9 protein-coding genes and 2 tRNA genes are annotated in these 21,254 nt (G+C 51.9%); 7 read left to right on the top strand and 4 right to left on the bottom strand.

All coding sequences use genetic code 11. The annotated features are described in order from the left end of the window. Positions 1 to 21: 21 nt before the first annotated feature. Positions 22 to 885 (bottom strand): DUF1559 domain-containing protein, encoded by an 864-nt coding sequence (locus G6R38_RS12875; protein WP_166825689.1) that lies wholly within the window; start codon positions 883 to 885, stop codon positions 22 to 24. Positions 886 to 1,279: 394 nt separating this feature from the next. Between G6R38_RS12875 and G6R38_RS12870 the strand changes: the two genes are divergently transcribed. From G6R38_RS12870 to G6R38_RS12840, 7 genes are all read left to right on the top strand, one after another. Then, positions 1,280 to 1,747, top strand: a complete 468-nt coding sequence (locus G6R38_RS12870) for a DUF4198 domain-containing protein (RefSeq protein WP_166825686.1) — start codon at positions 1,280 to 1,282, stop codon at positions 1,745 to 1,747. A gap of 410 nt (positions 1,748 to 2,157) precedes the next feature. Further along, a tRNA-Arg gene (locus G6R38_RS12865) sits at positions 2,158 to 2,231 on the top strand. Between the two features lie 478 nt (positions 2,232 to 2,709). Further along, positions 2,710 to 2,783: transfer RNA gene (locus G6R38_RS12860), tRNA-Ile, on the top strand. A 749-nt stretch (positions 2,784 to 3,532) separates the two neighbouring features. Next, positions 3,533 to 5,152: an alginate export family protein gene (locus G6R38_RS12855; RefSeq protein WP_166825682.1), complete on the top strand. Its 1,620-nt coding sequence runs from the start codon at positions 3,533 to 3,535 to the stop codon at positions 5,150 to 5,152. A gap of 441 nt (positions 5,153 to 5,593) precedes the next feature. Then, positions 5,594 to 6,856 carry a tyrosine-type recombinase/integrase gene (locus G6R38_RS12850; protein ID WP_166825679.1) on the top strand — a complete coding sequence of 421 codons (1,263 nt, stop codon included), beginning with the start codon at positions 5,594 to 5,596 and terminating at the stop codon, positions 6,854 to 6,856. A 598-nt stretch (positions 6,857 to 7,454) separates the two neighbouring features. Further along, a complete protein-coding gene (locus G6R38_RS12845) occupies positions 7,455 to 8,483 on the top strand; it encodes a DUF1559 domain-containing protein (RefSeq protein WP_166825675.1) in 1,029 nt (342 codons plus the stop codon). Positions 8,484 to 8,560: 77 nt separating this feature from the next. Continuing rightward, positions 8,561 to 12,691: a serine/threonine protein kinase gene (locus G6R38_RS12840; RefSeq protein WP_166825672.1), complete on the top strand. Its 4,131-nt coding sequence runs from the start codon at positions 8,561 to 8,563 to the stop codon at positions 12,689 to 12,691. A gap of 102 nt (positions 12,692 to 12,793) precedes the next feature. On the opposite strand, the gene G6R38_RS12835 is transcribed toward G6R38_RS12840, so the two are convergent. The 3 genes from G6R38_RS12835 to G6R38_RS12825 all read right to left on the bottom strand — a co-directional run bounded on the left by G6R38_RS12835 (position 12,794) and on the right by G6R38_RS12825 (position 20,904). After that, positions 12,794 to 16,921, bottom strand: a complete 4,128-nt coding sequence (locus G6R38_RS12835) for a serine/threonine-protein kinase (protein WP_166825669.1) — start codon at positions 16,919 to 16,921, stop codon at positions 12,794 to 12,796. A 416-nt stretch (positions 16,922 to 17,337) separates the two neighbouring features. Further along, a complete protein-coding gene (locus G6R38_RS12830; RefSeq protein ID WP_166825665.1) occupies positions 17,338 to 17,829 on the bottom strand; it encodes a MerR family transcriptional regulator in 492 nt (163 codons plus the stop codon). 306 nt (positions 17,830 to 18,135) lie between these two features. Beyond that, a complete protein-coding gene (locus G6R38_RS12825) occupies positions 18,136 to 20,904 on the bottom strand; it encodes a DUF5906 domain-containing protein (RefSeq protein WP_166825662.1) in 2,769 nt (922 codons plus the stop codon). Positions 20,905 to 21,254: the final 350 nt, after the last annotated feature.

Genomic DNA, 21,254 nt, shown 5'->3' with positions numbered 1-21,254 from the left:
CGACTTCAAGACCTGAATTGTCTACGGAAACTCAACAACTTGGCCGTCTTTGCGGTTGCCCAGTCGCTCGTACATCACACCATCAATGTTCTCGCTGACAAAATGCGTCGAGCCATCAGCGGCAAGGAAGTGAGCCCCGCCCGGATGCTTACTGCTGAAAGTGAAGTTACTGGTGCCATTGATGACGTCGGCAGCAGTGTTATCAGTTTGCCAAACAACCCCACCATACTTTCCATTGGTGTAGTATCCGGCCCAAATACCACCGCGTCGTTCAGGCTCGTCTCTGTTGATTTCGCCAATCATGAAGGTTTGGGTGGTACCGTCTTCGACATCCCGCATCCGAACCGAACTGTTGGACCAAAACATACCGTTGCCAGCGTTCAAATTGTCCCGACAGCAGCTCCCATAGACACCGATGTAATTGGAAACAGCATGTCCACCTCGGTTGCTGTTGAGCTCGCCACCGGTATCGGAAGGGCAACGATAGGCGTCTAAGACTGTTTCCGTCTCCGGTGTAGGGCTGGCCGTTCCATCATCGGTGCCGTCCACAAGGTCGAAATCAACCGTTGACACTCCCATTTGCTCGTGCAGGTTACCTTGCTCAATGAATGGCAAGATTAACGCTCCCCAACCCCAGCCAGGCTCCAGCGTTCCCGATGTTCGTGACTGAATCCACCCTGACGGAAAGCTCTTGTAGGTATCGTGGTAATTGTGTGTCGCGACACCAATTTGCTTCAGATTATTCTTGCACTGAGTTCGCCGGGCTGCTTCCCGAGCCTGTTGAACAGCTGGCAATAGTAATGCGATCAGAATAGCGATGATCGCAATGACGACCAATAGCTCGATCAGCGTGAATCCGCGTTTTTTACCCACAACTTGGTGCATTCAGAAGCTCCTGCAAATGGAAAAAGATTTGGCCCGAACGGGTTGATATCAAAAAATGGTGAACTTTAGTTGTAACAGATTGTCAGAGGTTGGCAAGTCAGTCCCACACGAATCGACACTATTGTCTGTTCATGTTACGTGATATTCACTAATTGTGACGCCAACGGATATCAATATCACGCAGGTATTTCTTGCGGGAAAAAGTTCTTGCTCAAATAGCCACAGCTCATTGCATTGGAAATTTGCGCAAAGAGCGTTATTGTCAGACCGCTCGATTCCTCCGCCAAACAAAAGTCACGTTGGGCGTTGGCTCATCTAATAATGGGGATCGCAGCCCAATTAGGTTTTGTTGAATCCTGAGATATTCGCGATCAAATCAAGAGGAAAAAATTCCGTGAAAATCCCGTTTCACAACATGTTCCCTGCGATGGCTGTCCTCGCGGGACTTCTCGCAGGATGTGGCGGCGGAGATCTCCCTTCGCTCGCTCCGGTCGCCGGAAAAGTCACGTTTAACGGAAAACCGCTGAGTGGAGCTCGTGTGACGTTCGAACCCGAGGAAGGCCGACCGTCATATGGGATGACGGACGCCAACGGAGAGTTCACCGTCGAGTACAAGCCCGATGTCCCGGGTGCTAAAATCGGCTCGCACACCGTGCGAATCCGAACCGGAATTGCCGATCCGGATGATTCAGAAGCCCCGCCTCCTCAAGAGACCATTCCTGCTCGATACAACCAAAACAGCAATCTCAAAGAGGAAGTCAAAGATGAAGAAAACACCTTTGAATTTACCTTGGAAAGCGGAGGTCCACTTCCAACCAACGATCCTGATGCTGCTCGTCGTGGTCCTGGCTCAGACGCGTAAATCCGCCCTCGAAAACGGCGGAGAGCACACATCACGATCGGCATTGTCGATGTGATTTGAATTCAACCGTCGGGATGATTTTGGCCATTTTCCGGATGTGTTTGAAAAGCACTTGAGGGATACGATCGGGATCACAAGCTCGATCCCCCGTGAGCATTGACTGCATTCGGAGATTCCCTTTCCGCGCGGTTAGCGAGGTTAACGTTTGTTGACAGTGGTGTCCGCCACAGGTGCTCGCAGCAACCATCGATCAAGCGGTTTTGAGCCATCCATGCCCTGGAAACCAAAATCGGGATTCGGTATCCTGAGCGGACCGTGGAAGAACCGTCTGGATTTCCGTCGAAATCTCAGGACGCGACCTTCCACGAACCCTCATATGTGAGGCTATCGTCTTCAGACATGAGAGTTTTGCCCCGTTAGCACAATTGGATAGTGCAGCGGTTTTCTACACCGCAGGTTGGGGGTTCGAATCCCTCACGGGGTACATCTCAACTTCAAGCAAACTTTGTCGGACGGTCCTGGATTTCGGTAGCCGCAACATTTTCGACACCAAACATTTTCCTGTCTCTTCGTGTCGAATTGACGTGGTTCGCGAAGACAAATCGAGGCACACGTCTACATCGTTTCGTGCGTAGCGAATGGGGTGTAATCAAGCTGATTGTTACGGTCCGATCGAAAGTTGTCTGGTCCATAGGTCGCGAATTACAACCATTCCATCACAATCACTAGGGATTCCAGGAACAGAAAAACCAGCCATTCAGACCGACTTTCCAGATCAGGTTTCCTCCCAAAGTACGGTTCGCTAGAATCCCAAAGCATCTCGGCACGGGACGTTGGGATTTTCTGTTCCATTTCGCAGCGAAGTCGGAAGGCCGCCAAGCGATCGGAAATGCAAAGCAAGAGTCCGTAACAGGGCACGCGGGGAGAACGACACAAGGAATCGCAAATTATCCAGCCCTCATGGGGCCGTAGCTCAATCGGTTAGAGCAGCGGACTCATAATCCGTTGGTTGCCAGTTCGAGTCTGGCCGGCCCTATTTTCTCATTTCTGGAACTTGTGCTCGTACCCGAATATCTTGGATCATTGGACCGCATCGGTTTCCTTCCAGCAGGTGCCGTTCTTCGGGGTGGGAATGCCTCGCCTGACGCTTGAATCAACGTGTAACGAGTCCTTTCAGTACACCGCGAGTCGCCGCCCTGCTGCTCCCCCCCCGGCTTCCCAACATTACCACTGAACACTTGCCGACACATTGGCTCAGATTCGACGCCGAGAATTTGCGTTGTGTGGCGTATGGTTCCCTGAACTTCGCAAGGCTTCACTGAGATTCCTGGACGGCAAACGCCCATGGGAGCACAGCGGAGTGCGATTCCTTCTCAACTCTCTGTAGCCAGTTATTACCGTCAAGCAACAGGCCTCCGGGACTCCACGGTTGCTGCTGTCCGACGTTCCCCTGATGGGACTGTGGCCGCGGATTGGTCTTCGCTATTTGCCCTGAATCTACGAAGTGTTCAGTACCCTGCGTCCTATTTGGGAATGATTCCCGAGAGTCGTCACGTCCGAAGTAGCCTGCTGGTCGTATCGAACGGGATTTAACGGTTGTGAGCGTTATGTTCGATACTCCTAAGAAAACGCCGGCGACCTTGTCGATTTTTGTACGTGAAAAGCAGTCGATGGGTCGATCGAGTCTTCGACGTCGCGGGATGCCGCTCCCCGTCTACGTCCCCGATTTTCGATCCCAAATTTACGTGGCGGGCAAGTTGTTGTCGGTCCTGACAGGAGGTCAAGATGGTTCTCCGACATTGGTTGACGAGCGTTGCGTTGACGCTCGGTGGCGGAATTGCACTCCACGCCCAGGTTCCGCCAGCACCGGGCCCGACGGACTCTGTAGAGTCCCCTAATGACAGTGGCGAATTCGCCACGGACGAAGCTCCGGCAGAGATCGATGCGGTCACTGACGACGTGGCTTCCACATCAACGGTCGACTCATCAGCGTTGGCTAGATTCCCGTATGGTGCCCGAACGACACCGACGCCTCCTGCGTCTCCGACCGTCCAACCGTGGAAAGTCAACTTCTTCGACAACGACTTCAGCTACAAGAACAAACCAGGGGCTCCGTATTTCCTGGGCGAAAATTTGAAGGACATGCCGCTCTTCACTTTGTTCGATGACGATTGGACACTCTCGATCGGGGGCGAACTCCGCAACCGTTATCACGACGAACGGAATCGGCTGGTGCCAGGCGGTCCCGGTCTGAGTTCATACAACCTATTCCGTTGGCGTCAATACTTCGATGCCAAGGCAGGCGATCATTTCCGGCTCTATTTCGAGGGGATTGATGCGTCGCAGTTCGGCGAAGAGCTACCCGCCACACCAATCGACGTGAACCGCTGGGATGTCCAAAATGCGTTCGCCGACCTCAAGATCGGTTCCTACGACGACCAACCCATTTGGTTCCGCTATGGACGCCAGGAACTGCTGTACGGTGCTCAGCGGTTGATCTCACCGTTGGACTACTCCAATACGCGTCGAAATTTCGAGGGCTTCAAAGCCTTCACGAAACTCGGGGACTGGAAGATCGATGCGTTCACAGTTCGCCCCGTGAACTCCGCAACCGGCAATGCAGGCGTGCCACAATTTGACAACGCCAGTGACTCACCAGACCAAAGCCGAACCTTCCAATCTGTCTATGCGACGTACTCGGGTGTGGACAACAACACGTTTGATTTCTACTGGATGTGGCTCCGTGAACAAGACGAACGAGCCCGTCCGCCGCGATTCCCAGACGGGAGTCGACAATTGGTCGGGATGCGTTGGGCTGGCAAACGTGCAATGGGACCAGGAACGTGGTCTTGGGACAATGAAGGTGGCTATCAATTCGGTCATGATGAGTTCGACGAAACGGTTCAAGCAGGTTTCGCCACCGGGATCTTGAACTACACCTTCAGCGACATGCCCTGGAAACCGAAGTTCACCGGGCTGGTTTGGTGGGGCTCCGGTGATGAAGATCCCAATGATGACTACAACAACACGTTCGTCCCCTATTTCCCGCTCGGCCACGCCTATTGGGGATTGATCGACAACCTCGGTGGCCCCAACTTATTAAACTATAGTCTGCAAGCTTCGGTTCAGCCTCATAAGAAGATCAATGTCCTCTTCGCGTACCATTGGTTCGACCTCGCCAGTGACAACGATGTCCTCTACAACGTCGCTCAAGCACCACTCGGTCGCCCCGTCGGCGAGGCGGATATCGGGCAGGAGTTCGACATCCTGGTGAACTATGTCTACAACCCGAATTTTGCGATCCAACTCCAATACGCAGAGTTCTTCTATGGTGACTACGTCGACCTGACCCTTCCACGCGATGACGCAAGACAGTTCTTCGTGCAAACGACGTTACGATATTAGTCACTCTTGAACAGCCAGTTTCAAAACTCAAAAGAAGCCGCCTGCTTCCCCAAGCAGACGGCTTCTTACAATTTCCATCATATGACAGGCCCGAGTACCGCTCAAATACTCGCCGACACTGTGATCGTCGCCACAGCGCATAACGAAACCCCTTGTCACAATTGTTATTGCGACAAGGGGTTATGAGTGCCCAAGAGAGGACTCGAACCTCCACGGGCGTTAGGCCCACTAGGTCCTTTACCTAAAGTGCCACACGTTGGCGCGATATTGCCCGCATGTTGTCTTTAGATGTAAGCATATTCAATTGAGTGGTTTAGGTCGAGTGACCCTCAGTCGCATGTTGAACGGATATTGCTCTGGTGTTGCCAATTGTGCTACTAATTTGCTACTAAACAGGAGGGCTTTGAGGACATCGTAGCAACACAGGTCGGGGAAATACCGTTGGCAAGCATTCATCAATCAGGACCAGGGGCGAGTTGGCAAATCTACTTTCGTTTCGCCGGAAAACAATTCAAGCCTTCATTGAAAACGAAATCGAAGCGGGAGGCCGAGAACCGCAGAGGCGAGATCGAACGAACAATTCAGCTCTTGGAAGAAGGGGTCCTCACGCTGCCGCCGCATTCCAGTCAGAGCGAAATCCGGCGATTTATTCTTTCCGGCGGCAAAGTGACCCAGAAGCCGGAATTTCATACCCTTCCAACTCTCAGTGAGCTTTGTGAGGAGTACTTCGAAAACTACGCCGTCGGAAAGGAAGCCAATAGCGTGTCGACCGAACGGACACATTCCAAGCATTTCCTGCGGTTAATCGGTGGTGAAACCCCGATCAATGAAATTACGACCGAAACGCTCCAGCGGTACGCGAACAAGCGATCGAAAGAGCAGGGACGGAAAGGCAAGACCGTTTCGTCTCGAACGATCGAAAAGGAACTGGTGACGTTCAATCAGATTTGGAAAATCGCAGTTGAAAAGGGGTATGTCACAGTCGACAGCCCGGCGAAGTCGACAAAGCTCTCGCTCTCTGACGAGCCTTTGCCATTTATGACCTGGGGAGAGATTGAGAACATTATCGAACGTGGCAGCTCGAACAACGCAGAACAAGCGGCGTACTGGGACCGGCTGTTTCTCGATGAAGCCCAGGTCAACGAACTCGTAGCGGATGCCTTTGTTGCGGCCCGACACATATTCATCGGTCCCGCAATCGCAATGGCCGCTTACACTGGCGCGCGTCGGTCGGAAATTCTCGAAAGCAAAATCGAGGACTGGGATTTTAACGACCGGACGGTCGCAATACGAAGTCGAAAAGGGAGCCGCAAACACCGAACCACGATCCGCAAGGTTCCGTTGAACAAACGGCTGGAACGGATCATTCGCGAATGGCTGGAGCGTCATCCGGGAGGCGTCTTCACTTTCATGGTGCCTGCGGACATCACGAGAAGTGGGGCACGCCAGGACAGGGCCGCACAGATGACCAAGGACCAAGCGACCCATCACTTCAAGACCACGCTCAAGGACACGAAATGGCGAGTCGTCAAGGGGTGGCACGTTCTCAGGCATTCCTTCTGTTCCAATTGTGCCCGGCGAAATGTTCCTGATCTGACAATTGACAAATGGATGGGGCACAACGGTGACGAAGCCATCAAGAAACGATATCGGCACTTATTTCCTGGCGACGAGCGTCAGCTGATGGATCGGTTATTTGCCTAACAAGTGGACATTTACCCATCGGTTTTACGTGCGGGTCTAGTGTGGCGACCGCAATTCAACGGTGAGGTCAGGTCAATTAGTCTTACAGTCGAAACACCGCTTCAAGTTGACGCTCTCAGATAATTCCTGGCTTGGTCGTTTTGAAGCACTCATTTTGCTTGAGATACGCTCGGCCGGGTAGCTCTGAACTTGTTAATCGATCGATGGGCTACCGACGAGACGGTCAAACATCGTGTACGGCACGATCTCCAACTATGACTGGACTGATATCAGGAATCGGCTGCTCTTTAACAAGTAGTTTCTTCGTTGAGTGATGACAGGATTGAAAAATAGGCCGCTGGCTTCTCAGGCAACCTTTGTGTTCAAACAAACCGTATGTATCCCGAGTCTGGCGAGTATCTCTAAAGGAGATTGCAAGTAATCCCTAATCTCAATGGGTAGTTGTACTTGCAACCACGACACAAGCTGTCGATACATTCCGGAAAAGCCGCTAAACAATATAGGATCAGATGTTGATCATGTATAGCTGGCCATATACAGTGATCGCTCGCTAACCGCTCAAAACATGTTGAGGACAACCAACACAAGGAGAATCGGCGTGCGCAGTGTCACTTGTGAGAGGGCAGGTCGAAAAAGCTTGGGGTTCACACTGATTGAATTGCTTGTCGTGATCGCGATCATTGCCATTTTAATCGCTTTGTTATTGCCAGCCGTTCAAAACGCCCGCGAAGCGGCCCGAAGGACCCAATGTAAAAACAATCTCAAGCAAATCGGAATTGCTCTTCACAATTACCACGATGTGCACCGGCAGTTTCCACCTGGATATCGCTTCATTGCCAACTCAACGACCGACACAATCGGTGGGCCGACAGTGTCGCTCTTGGCCTACCTCGATCAGGGTAAAATTGACTCTCAACTCGATCCGACAACTCCGTGGTACCTTCAGTCGAGCGTTATTGCGCAAACCACACTTCCAGGGTTCGTCTGTCCGAGCGATACCAGTAGCCCGAAGATTACGAGGCCCGAGTTGGCAGCCTTGGGACTACCAGTTGGTGATACGTTTGCCATCTCGTCATACGCGTATTCAATGGGATTTGATGACGCCGTCTGTTTTGGCTCCGGATACGGTCCGAAACCTGCGAACGAGAGTGTTGGCGTCTTCTACGTGCATTCGAAGACCCGTATTGCTGGTATCACCGATGGAACGACCAACACATTTGCCGTCGGTGAAGCGGCATCTGGCTATGATTTGTGCCATGGTGTTGGTTGTACCACGCCACTTAGTGGTTGGACTGCTGGACATGCGTGGCTAATTGACGGGACAAACAAAGAGCACCTCGTGTCACTCGGATTACAATATGCCGGAGGTTTGGCAAGCACTGTCGAGAAAATCAATAAAGAGGTGGCGACAGATGCTTACTTCCACTCAATTGGTGCTCCCACAAACAAGGAACCCAGCTGGGATGGTGGACCACACTGGGGGACCAATTTTCGCAGTTTCCATCCAGGCGGATGCCACTTCCTCCTTTGCGACGGGTCAGTTCGATTTGTGAACGAGAACATCGAACTCGCAACGTATCGTGCTCTGTCGACGATCCAAGGTGGTGAAGTCATCGGCGAATACTGACTATTTCGGCTATCAATTCGAGTTGGGCATGTTGCTGCCGCACTCAGTGCGGCCATTTCTCCATCGGGTTGTGTCGGATGAACAACATCAGCGTTAATATCTTCGATAAAATCCAATCGCTTTGTCAGGAATTCCGTCGGCAACTCAAACGCGGTGAGAACCGCGGTATCGAGGAATACCTTTCAATGGCTTCCGGTTCTTCGAAGCCAATACTTTTTCAGAACTTGTTGCATATCGATTTAGAATTTCGGCGTCGACAAGGGGAGAATCCCGGCTCTGACGACTACATTCAACGCTTTCCGCAATTCGCTCAACTGATTCGGCAGGCATTCTTTGAGTCGACGATGATGTCCCAACATCTGCGGGACACACCAGCCGACGAGAATACGGTGATCGTCGGAATGCCCGCCGCTCGGAAGTTGGGCGAGTATGAACTTCTTGAAGAGTTGGGCCGTGGTGGCTTTGGAGTCGTCTACAAAGCCCGGCACCTCGGACGAAATCAATTGGTCGCTCTGAAAACTCTGCCGACTGATTTCTCTGAGCAATCCCACCACGCAACCGAAGCCGACCGTTTACATAAGTTTCGTCAAGAATTTCGTTCGCTGGCCGACGTCAATCACCCGAATCTGATTGGCATGCAGACTCTGGAGGTGGAGGGTCAGCAATGGTTCTTGACGATGGACCTGATCGAGGGAATCGATTTCCTCAGCTATGTTCGGCCCCATAGTAAACTCGACGAAGATCGCTTACAGGCTACACTTCGCCAGCTTGTGGTAGGCCTCTCGGCTCTTCACGCCAAGCGAATTGTCCACCGAGACCTCAAACCAAGCAACGTAATGGTCGAAAACGACGGCCATGTCGTGATCCTGGATTTCGGGTTGGTCGCCAAATTGCAGAAAGCTGACGAGACGGCATCCCTTCGCTCCCAAAGTTTTGCCGGTACACCACGCTACGCCGCTCCCGAACAGGCCCACGGCGAGTGGTCTGAAGAATCCGATTGGTATGCGCTGGGTGTCATGATCTACGAGGCACTCACTGGCCAAGCACCGTTCAACGGTTCGGCTGTCGAAGTCATGATGAAGAAACAACATGGCACGGCCCCGCAGCTTAGCGAACGATCCGATCTTCCCCAGAAGGTTTGCCGACTCACAGACGCCTTGCTTGAACGGCAACCGAGCGAACGTCCTGCCGTCCAAACCATCGCCAATGTAGTCGGCATTCAAATCGACTCCGCAAGTCGTGACTCGACATTCACGCAGCTGCGTGGAGATTCCACTCAATCAGAGTGGCTGCTGGTGGGTCGCGATTCGCAGCTCGCCGAACTGGAAGCAGCTCGGAGGGAGCTGACTGCTACAAAGCTTCCCAAAGTTGTTTGGGTTCGAGGCCGAAGCGGCGAGGGTAAAACGTCGCTCGTCGAGAAATTTATTGCGCCGCTCCGACGAAGTCGCGAACTGCTCGTGCTATCGGGCCGTTGTTACGACCGTGAGTCCGTACCGTTCAAGGCTATCGACAGTCTAATTGACTCGCTAGTCAGCTCTCTGCGGTCACGTACACCAGACGATATCCTTCCAGACGACATTCCAATGCTGGCCCATTTGTTTCCTGTCTTGAAGCGGGTGGAAGCGATTGCAGATCGAGCTACGATTAGCTTGACGGGAATCGACAGTCGACAAATTCGTTATCGAGCTTTTGCCGCACTGCGAGAGTTGTTGACGACGATTGGTCGGTCAACGCCGGTCCTGTTGTTCATTGATGATTTGCAATGGGGCGATGCGGACAGTGCGGCTGCCCTCCACGAGCTCCTACTCCCGCCTGATGCCCCCGCTGTGATGCTCCTGGGCAGTTACCGGAGCGATGAGGCCGAGGAGAGTCCATTTCTGAGAGAATGGCGCGAACGCAATCCCGAGGCCGATCCCAAATTGGATGAGAAAGTCATCGAAGTCTCGCCACTAACCGCGGAACAATGCCTTTCCATGTTCGCCGCACGAGTCGGGTGCCATATCGAGGCATTGCAAGAACAAATGAAGGACGTCTTCCATGGAACTCAGGGCAACCCCTATTTCTTGGAGCAGTTGATCGAGGGCTTCGATGCTGAGTCAGGGCAATTTGAGGCGGTGCCGCTCCAGGAAATCATTGCCCGCAAACTTCAGCGACTACCTTTGGCAGCAGGGCCTTTGTTAGAAACTATTGCGGTTGCTGGTCAGTCGGTGAGGATCGACGAAGTCACTCACGTTTCAGATCAGGCTAGTAACGCGTATTCCGCCATCACCCACATGCGGAGTGAGCGTCTTGTCCGCTTGATAGGTTCTAGCGACCACCAACTTGTTGATACCTACCATGACAAAATTCGTGAAACCGTCTTGGACGGACTAGCCGAATCGGAAAAACAGAAGCTTCACATCCAGTTTGGAGAATACATTGAATCTGCCGAGGCTGTCACGGCAGAAGACATGCTAAAACAACTCACGCGGGATGTAACCCTCGAAGCAATCGAGATTCCTTCATCAAATCGCATTTTTGATCTGGCCTATCACTTCCACGCGGCCGACGATCCCAGAGGATTTGCTTATCAAATGGCCGCAGGTGAACTCTCCTTCGAGGCATACGCTTCCGAAGACGCCTTTGAGTATCTCAACCGCGCTGCGGCACACTGTCCCTCCGATATAGCCCAGCGAATTCGATTCCGGCTCCAGTATCGGTTGGGAAAAACTTTGACACGATTGCGTGAGTTCGATCTGGCACTGACTCACTTTAAGCATGCCACCAAAGAGGCTAACACTCCACTGCAACACGCGGTAGTTTTCGCTGGTATCGCAGCGACTTATCAAGTCCGCAGCAATTATCAATCTGCTTTGGACTTTTACGATAAAGCGTTAACTCAGCTGAATATGCCTCGACCTAAAGGATTGGCCGCGATTCTCAAGTGCGTTTCTCAAGCGTTGCGGCTTGCGACACGCCCACCGAAATGGAGAGCAGATTCGAATTGCGAAACCGCGGAAATTGCGAGGCATTCACTTGTCCAGGAGATTTACATCGACCTTGTCGCAATGATTTGGGAACTCGCTGACGGCGTCATTTCGTATCCATTCATAATGCTGCAAATGCAGAATATTTCTCGGTACGTCCAAAATCCAGGCGTATGGTGCGTTGGTGTTGCAACCTCCGCAGCAAGTTTTGCGATCAATGGTTTTCCCTGGCTTGGAAAATGGCTGCTAAAAAAAGCGGAGCCAGTTGAGCAGCAGATCAACGACAAAGAGTCGAAGGGTACTTTTCTAATGGGTTCGGCTGTGACCAATCACTATGCGAGCAAACCATCGCTAGCCGACGAGCAATACTCACTAGCATTCGAGCATCTGACGCAAGCGGGCTTCCACACTTACAGTTGTCTAGCAGCACACATGCATCGACATCTGCATGCTGTCATTGCATCTTCTTCTGTAGAACTTGAGTCAGCCAGGAGGACATTGCAAACGGCTCAAGCAGTGGACGACCAACGAACCCAGTGTTGGGGACACTACGATATTGCCAACGCCCTAGCTCGACTAGGTGATGTCACCGCTGCCCTTGAACACATTGAGGCAGCCCGAGGGTTCTTGCAGACTGGCGAGCGGTATCTCACAGACGCAATATTCCTTTGTACGGAAGGGTATGTCCGAATCCAAGCATCTGCCTATGAAGCCGCTCGTTTTAGTTTGGAAGCCGGATGGTATCTCGTCAAGTCGCGAAAACTCCTGATGAATGTGTCAGTGCGTGCACTACCTTATTTGATCGAGAGCCTAGTCGGCCCGAATTGGACACAGCCCATCGATCCAGTTGTCAGGAAAAGGCTCAAGCGTCTTTGCCGGGTTGCGATTGGTATGGATTGGCTGTATCCGGATATCGCCTCGCCAGCTCAGCGTTCGAGGGGAAGGGCATATGCGGCGAAGGGCAATACACGGAAGGCGGTTCGGTGCTTTGCAAAGGCGATTCGTCGAGCCGACGAATTTGGCGCAGAATACGACCGCGCAAAAAGCCTACTGGACCTCGCCGCAGTCCAAACGAATGGTCAGGATAAATTGCGGCAAGAGGCAATCAAGGTACTCAAGAAGATGGAATCCGTAATCCCCCGCGCGGAAAGTTGGCTACTCGGTGATCAATACGACGAACAGGTCGTCGCTCCCGAACGGTTCGACGTTGCACCGGATCATTCGATAATTGCGTCGAGTTGAATAGTTTTCCGAGCGAATTTCCGATCCGGATTACTCGCTTTTTCATCGCTGCAATATGTGAATGTCAGTGACTGAAGAGTTTTGGCGTCGGTTGCCTTGCTCTTATTTCGACAGCCCTGTTGCTGGCACTTCAATGTCGTCAGGAGGTGAGGCTACGCAACCCATGTCGGGATCGTCGCCCAGAAGCCAACGCTCCGCATATGGGATCACGGATTCCATCTTCTTCAGTAGTTCAATCGCCTCACGACGGTGTTTTTCTCGATCTTCCTCTAGAACTGCTGCAAGGTCGAGGAGGCACCTGGCACGTTGGTAATCCATCCCCTTCGATGCGGCCACTTTGACTGCTTTTTGAAATTTTCGAATCGCCTTACGATGATTGCCCAACGCAAAGTGTGCTCTTCCCGTCACGCGTAGCAAGTGGGGCTGATGGTTCGGGTAGCAATAGTAAACCGGAACAGCACGCCGGAGCAGTCGCTTGAGTATTCTAACATCGGCCTTCGGAACGTTTGAATTCCAATGCGGCCCGGGGATGCTCTCAATCAAGATCGGCAAACAGAATATTGTCACATCAATTGGGCATTTCATCACATTCTTCCAGGCCACGAGTGCAACTTTGCGTGCTTCCTCGTGCCTTGAAGCTTGGAGCAGAACAAAACCGTAGGTACTTCCGCGAATCGTCTCGGTCATGTTGAACCGTTCGTTCGTCAAGGCGTCGAGAGACTGTCGCATGTATTCGAGTGCCTCGATGATTTCTCCACGGCGGGCTAGAGCACTCGCGACATCGTACAAGCCCCAACAAGTGCATTGAACATTGTTTGTCTCGCGAGCCAACTCTAAAACCTGTCTGGCAACTTTCTCCTCCAAGCTTGTGCTGCCAAAGAAGGCGTACAAGTGACGGAGCATGTGACAAGAAACCATCTGTTCGTAAGAATTGCCAGTGCGTCTTAAGAGCGGAAGCGATTCCACAAGATTCTTTTCAGCAGTTTTAAGTTGGCTGCCCCAATAATTGGCAATACCTGAATTGTAGCAGAGCATCCCACGAACAGCCGGGTCGTTGAGTCGCGATTCGATCTGGCCTGACCATCGTATTAGTCGATTTCCAATCCAAGGCGTACCAAATCCCGAGAACAAAAATGCTGCACTGGCGTAGCTTTGGGCGACAAGATGCTCACCTCCCATCGCGAGAGTAGCGAGAGACCCTCGTGTGAAGCTTTCGGCTGCGGAAATTAAACTCTTTTCCGGCATGCATGGCCCCAATCGCGAAAACACGTCGTGACACAATTGCGCACTCTGTTGACCAGTGTTGTCGTGAATTCTCAAGAATTTTGGTGGAATGAGAAGAAGTGTCAACGTTGCCTTGGCGAACCAGGCGAGTTTTCCAATTGTCGTTTTACGCCTTGGCTGGTCGATGTCATTTAAAGCACGATCATAGAATTTGATCGCGTCATCGAATCGCCCACGCTGACTGTGCACATGACCGATTCCAACATTGGCCTTCGCACGGGACAGGGAGCAACTTGCTGCTTCCAAGGCATTGTTATAAGCCTTCAACGAAGTTTCAGTCGAGTTGTTCCACAGTGCGATGCGTCCAATCGCCAGAAACAACCGAAACCGAATATTCTCCGTCGTGGCATTAGGAAGCAACTGTTCCGCACGTTCGTAGAAATCGCTCGCGTCTTCAATCGCATATGTGCGTAGTGCTTGTTCGCCAGCGACCATCTGATAGAAGAAAGCCCTTTCGTCATTGGCAGCATAAAAGTGATACGCCAAATCGAAAATGCGGTCGCTGGCAGGAAGGTCCTGCTCCTGAAGCGTAAAGTCTTGGTCGAAAATCTGTTTGATTTTCTCGGCCGAGAGATTCTCGGTCTGTTCGAGAAATTCACCGTATTGAGTGTGTAGCTCTCGACGTCGCTCCTCATCCATCTGGTATAAAACTGTTTCACGAATTTTGTCATGGTAGGTATCGACCTGTTGCGTTCCGAACGAACCGATCAGCCGAATCAGCCTTTCACTTCGCATATGGGTGAGCGTCGAATACACTTGACTCGTCGTTTGCGCGACTTCGGCGATCTCGTCGATGACTGCCGCTTGTCCTGCGACTGCGATCACCTCCAAGAGTTCGACGGCTTCCGGTGGGAGTCGGTGGAGCCGTTGCGCAATTATCTGATCGAGCGGAACTGCCTGAAATTCGCCCGTTTGCTGATCAAAACCTTCAAGCAGTTGGTCGACAAGGTACGGATTGCCACGCGATTCCTCATAGAGTTTCCGGGCTTGCTCGTGAGACATCTCACCTGTGCCACTTAGCCGATGTGCAATCAGTTGGACGCATTCGACTTCTGTGAAGGCAGCCACTTCGATCAGAGTTTCTTGGATTGGACCAGACTCTAGCGGATTCTTCTGCTTCCATTCAGTGAGAAAGGGGCTGTCGTCAGCCTCATCACTGCGATAACTTCCCAGCAGTAAAACAGTGGGTGAATCTGGGGGAGTGAGAACTTCGAACAGTGCCGCCGCACTGTCAGCGTCGCCCCATTGCAGGTCGTCGATCAACAATACAATCGGCATGGTGCGACTGATGGTGATGAACAGATCGCGTAGTGCGTTAAATGCACGGTAACGGATTTGACGACTGTCTATGCTACGAATTTCCGGCTGGGATCGGTCGGCAATTGCTTGCACACGCCGCAGCACGGGGAACAGTTGAGCTAACATCGCAATATCGTCCGGCAACCAGCTGTGAACTTCGTCACTAGGGCGAGAGCGAAAGAAAGCAACGAGAGCATCGATCAGTGTGTCGATGGCTTTGAACGGGACCGACTCCCGGTCATAACATCGTCCGCCAAGAACGAGAACATCGTCGCTCAATCGAAGCGGTTCCAAAAATTTGTCTGCCAACGATGATTTACCCTCGCCACTCCGACCGCTGATCATCGTGATCACAGCTTTTTGACTTGAAAGCAGCTGGTCGAAGGCCTTCTGCAACTCTGATAACTGCTGTTCGCGACCGACCAAGAATTCATTCGAGGAGGTAAAGGTACGATCTGAAGTACTGTCCGTAGAGTCTTCCTGTGTCGCTTCGCTTTCGACTCCTAGCACATCGCGTATTTGTTGTGCATGGGGACGCGAGTCTGGGTCGGCCTGGAGGAGTTGATCCGCTAGTTCTGCCAAATCTTGTGGCAAATCCGGTTTCTCACTCAACTGGGGGGCAGGCTCCGACTGCTTTTTCATCATCACTTCAACATACGAACCCTCGAACGGTGCTTTTCCTGTCAATGCTTCGTAAATGAGCACGCCCAGTGCGTACCAATCGGAAGCCGGTAATCTCGTACCGGAAATCTGTTCGGGAGCTGCATAACGAGGTGTTCCGGCGAACTGTCGGGATTTCATCGAGACTGTCTGGTTTGTCGTCCGTTGCAATTCCGCGACAAGACCGAAGTCGAGGATTGTCACTCGGCCTTCTTCACTGACCAGGACGTTGCTTGGCTTGAGGTCTCGATGGACGATTCCGCGGTCGTGCAAGGCTGCGATTCCCCGAATCATTTGATTCAAGGCTTTTCGAACTCGCGGTTCGTCTAACTGTCCATTTGGTCGAACATACTCAATAAAGTCCACTCCTTGGACGAGGTCCATTGTGAAGAACCATTGGTCTGCATCAACTTCCAGTGTTTGCATACCAACCAAGTTGGGATGGTTGATCTCCGCGAGCGAACGAAATTCGCGACGAAATTTATGCAAGCGTTCGGCATTTTGAATCGGATTCGATTGATCCTCGGTATTCTTCGGCAGAGTCTTGAGCGCGACACTATCACGACGGCGGACATGTTTGGCTTCGTAAACGATGCCGAAGCCGCCACGACCTAACTCCCGAACAAGATCGTATTCCCCAATTCGGCGGTCGAATGACATATTGACGAGAATCGTCTTTTCCGCCGCGGGGGTGTCGACCCCGATCTGAGACATCATCGTCGACTCGAAGAAAGCCTGCCGGATCGACCTCCCGTATCGGGGAAACCGCCGGTGGTACTCATCCGAGGACGGCGGAGTACCTTGCTTGTTGAGAAACTGTAGCTCCAGGTTTAATAGGTTCTGGAAAAGATTCTCCCGAGCAGACTCATCGATCCGTTGAAGAAAGTCTTCCAGCAATGGAGTACTGCCATCCTTGAGTTGCTTTCGAAAATCTCGACAAAGTGACTGGATTTCCTCGAAGACATTGTTGCCCGCTGGATTGTTCATCGTGCCTATATCCAGTTCCGCTGCACCGGCAGCTTCAACGTACCGAATTGCTTCGTGAGTGTTTGTAACGACAGAGTGTTTCTCACTTGCCGCAAGGTTGAGCAAAAGTTGTGTGCACGCCTCAGTACATCTCGCTTGTAAACCCTTCTGGAAGAAGTATACAGGAATGCGCACCTGTGGACAGGTGTAGTGGCAAGTGAGTCAGATCGTATCATGCAATTACAAGTGTGTCTTCGCATGCTCGGTGCGAAGCAAACCCCGTCCGGAAAAATTCCGGCGGGGGTTCTTGAATTTTGGCAGTTAGACCTTCACGAAGCGATTTCGGCAGCATCGGAAGAGCCATCATGACGCCGTTGCTCGGACACGTTTCTCAGAGTGGTAGTCTCCGCAGTCTCAGGCTCACGACCGTCTACGGCTCAACAGCAAGCCGGTAGCCCCTGATTCCGGATGGTCTCAATGGCCACGTGGCTCATTCGCCACTTGCCGTCCCGCTTCTTCTGCACCCAGGCCTCTTCAAACCGCCCTTTGTTGCACCCCTGACGCAAAGTGTACTCGGCCAAACCGGTTTTCTCGGCGGCCTCTTTGATCGTGTACCACTCTTTGCGAGTGGACTGAGATTCCAATCGGCTGATTTTCTCTAGCAGGAGATCAAGCTTCTTGGACTCAGCATCGACCTGCTCATGGCACCAGTTCAACAGTCGGCCAACGCGAATCAATCCCTCGCGAGGTGTCAGAATAGCCGCTTCAGGTTCGATCGGTGCCCCGAATCGGGCGGCTTTTCGGTTTAGGTCCTCCACAAGTTCGGCGATATCGAACACCTCGAAACCGTCATCGTATTTACTGTAGTCGCTCAGCTCTTCAAATGCTTGTTCAAGCTCTTGGTGGTAGGTTCTCAATTCGAAATTCATAGTTTACGTTGTCCCATTCATAAATTATTTGGTTTGAAAAGTGCTATGCCAACCACGGGTATCCGACGTGGCTTTAGAGTGACTGCTCCGGCGTGCAACACACGACCTTCAGTCGGCCTCCACACCGTTTGTTTGGTGTTCCACTAGCTGTCATGCATGCGCTTTCGGAAAGAAAAAGCCCCCGATCCAGCACGAAATGGCCGGTCGGGGCTTTTTAATTTGTCGCACCGCAGAATCGAGGACTGCGGCAGGTCAAGAGAGCGTAAGATTCGAAGTCTCGGCCGAATCGGAGGCTCAATAATTGCGTCAGGCAGCAACCGTGGTTTTCGGATCGGCAGAATGTTCGCTCGCTGTTGCGGGAGTCGGCTTATCGATACTTCGAAGCTGCAATCGCCCCTTTTCAACTTCAAAAAACTCTTCTGTCGGCACGTAATCCTTAGGTGGACGGACCCAAGAAAGGTTTCCAGTGAGCCTAACGTTGTTTGTGTGGGAGCCGTAAGCAATATCATCGGGCAAGGCCTTTCGTACTTTCGTCTTCCCCCATTCCTCGTGTTCCTCTACGTCCAACCATTTTTTGAACCGTTCATAGAATTCTTTGAACTCGATTTTTTGCCCGACAAACTCATAGCATTCTTCCAGAATGAACGACTCGACTGGCGTCATATTGTGTTTTTCACTTCGCGATTTGTGGGAGGTGTTGACAATCGGCAGTCGCAAACGTCCGTACGATTTCGGCAAAGTAAAGTCCATCAGCGTTCGCATGAATGCCGGGGCTTCCGATTCTAGATGCTCCATCAAGATTTTCTTGGGAATTTCATTCTCGGGTTCTTGAACAAACATCACATTAATCCGGGTATCGCCCGGAAAAATCGGGCAAGCGTATTGGGAGTTGGCACATTGCACCCAGTGAGTTGTATTCCGCTGCTCGTAAGAGTCTGTCCGCATTTTGCGAATTGAAATCATTGGTGAATTCACCCAATCCTTGATTCGGTTGTACGCGTTAGCTCCCGCTACGGAAAGGTCTTTCTCCTCCACATAGCAGAGAATGGCACCTGCCAATTCGCCGTTGAAGCCACTAGCATCGGTTAGTGCTCGATCAGCACTGACCACTCCTTTAGTCATCAGCATTGAACACACGTGATGAAACGTGCTTTTACCCGAGTTTTGTGGTCCGAAAAAGAATAGATATGGCAACGGTTCAAACGGTTCGCGGAGCATAGATGCAAGCCAGGCTGTAAGATAATCTCGCCCGTTCAAGATGTTTGATTCCTGTGCCCAATCGAGTTCCGGAAGATATCGGTCCAAATCCCGACCACCGTGGGCTAGTACCTGGTCCCAATACGGATGTTCTCCAGGTTCGTCGCTTGGCCTGAAACGCAACTGCGCCCCATCTCGATTCCACTGCCGCTTGCCAGGATACTCGTGCTTGAACGGGAGATTGACCAATGTCCAATTATTCAAGATAGCTCCACCAAGAAGCTTGTCGGCCTCAGCCTTTTTGTAATCTAGAGAACTCAATGCACTACGCACATTGTCTTTCGAGTGCTTAACCCAGTTGCCATTCGAGTCTTTCAACGCAAAACCTGCATCGGACCCAGCAGGGGTGGTAAGGCTTCTGAAGATGTCATCGAAATTACCGTTCTGGCGACAATTGCTATTTTCTACTGCGACCACATCAAACAATCGCTCGGCGATCTTTCCACGCTTTTCGACCCATTCGAAGGGGATTGCCTCACGTCCGGCGATCGTAACTCGAGCGATTACCCGGCCGTCACGATGCCTCTTCAACGCGCATTCCCGATCTAGGAATTTTTCAGGAATCCTTTCGCTTGTCCCAAGGTGAGTCAAAGCAGCTTGCGCATCGGCAGCTGTTCTGAAATGAAAACTGACTCCATCAGTGTCCTCTACACCGCCGACAGCGAGAGAAGCCGTCCGGAGGTCTGGGCGATGGTTGAAATAGGTCCATGTCCAACCGGCTCCGTCTTGATTCCACGAACCGTGTTCTTCGGTACCTGGACCAAACCGAAAAACTCGCCAACTGCCATCTTCCTGTGGGAACATAAAGCAATTCGGCGTACTGGGATCGGTCCCTTCAGAATTCGTAGTGAAGACGCCTGATAGCCCGAGCTCTTTTCGTGCGTTGTCGCCGTTGAACAGTTTTGCCAGGGCACAAGTGTGTGTTTGAACTAGGCCGTGATCCGGCTCCCAATTAGTCGAGAATCCGGTTTTGCTGAGAGCGTCGATGACAGCTTTGTGGAAATCTGTCAAAGTCACTGAAGTATTCGCCGAAGTTAGCGACTCGAAGTCATCGATATCGCCATTTGAAACTCCCTGTAGTCGGACCTTCGACCTTCGCTTGCTGACAACATCGACGTGGTCGCGCCAGTTTGCTGGTAGATCGGCCACTCGCAGCTTACGCGATGCAGCCTTGACCAGGCTCAGTCCGCCATTTTCCGATGTGGCCTTTCGGTGCCACACCCACATGTTGCCACCGCAAACATCGACTGCTTGCGAAAAATCGAAGCCAGAATCCTGACCCATCTTACTGAGTGCACATCGAGCGACCGCAGCATGCTCTGTATGATTTGAGGTTTCCACGTCCTCAAAGGAAACGTAAAGGTGATAGCCGGTTCCACTTGTTGAGCGACGAACCTCGACATAATCGAGGTCCATTGCATTTTTCTTGACTTCCGCTAGCTCAGCGTCGTTCACGCCGAAGCCGTCGGCATGTCCAGAAATAGCATCGAAGTCAAAACCGACCCACCAGCTTTCCCTAAGTTCATAGTTCCAGCCAGTCGTGCCGATCGCTTCAGCATGTAGTTCTAAGGGGAACGTCATTTCGTAGTCAGGTGGTTCCGGTGTGGAGGCAGCATTTTTCGGAATTCGAATATTCCACCATTTATAGGAACCATTTGTGTAAGTGTTGCGTCGACCTTCGACAGGTTCACCTTTCGCAGACGACACGTTGATCTGGCATTCCATGCCAGGCTCAATGCGTTTAAGCATGTCTGGAGAATGATGCTTATCACTCTCGTTCTTCAGAAAATTGTGGAGGACTTCTGTAACAGTAGCCATGCTACTCTCCATACGAGTTGCGCGAGCGGAATCTGGTCGCTCGCTGGGGAAAAGAGCGATCTCGGAGGTCGAGATTCGCGAAATAGATTCGAGCTGCCGGCCGTCAAATTAGAATTCAGGGACAGCCGCTCAAGAAATGGGTTCCGCCGCCGTAATCAGAGTTGACGGTCGGCGATTGCGTTGCCTGCCCGGTTTTGACGCAGAGAGCGAGTTCGGGCGGTCGAAAACTGTAAAGGAATGACAGTTACGCGACAGAACAGAAAGAATCTGTCACTCTGGTATTCTGACGACTCAAAAAGACAGTCGCAGAATCACTTCCCTACATACTACTAGAGTGCATATTTAAGTGA

The organism is Thalassoroseus pseudoceratinae, from assembly GCF_011634775.1.
GTDB classification, from domain to species: domain Bacteria; phylum Planctomycetota; class Planctomycetia; order Planctomycetales; family Planctomycetaceae; genus Thalassoroseus; species Thalassoroseus pseudoceratinae.
The sequence above is the reverse complement of the archived record's forward strand: the minus strand, read 5'-3'. Positions and strand labels throughout refer to the sequence as shown.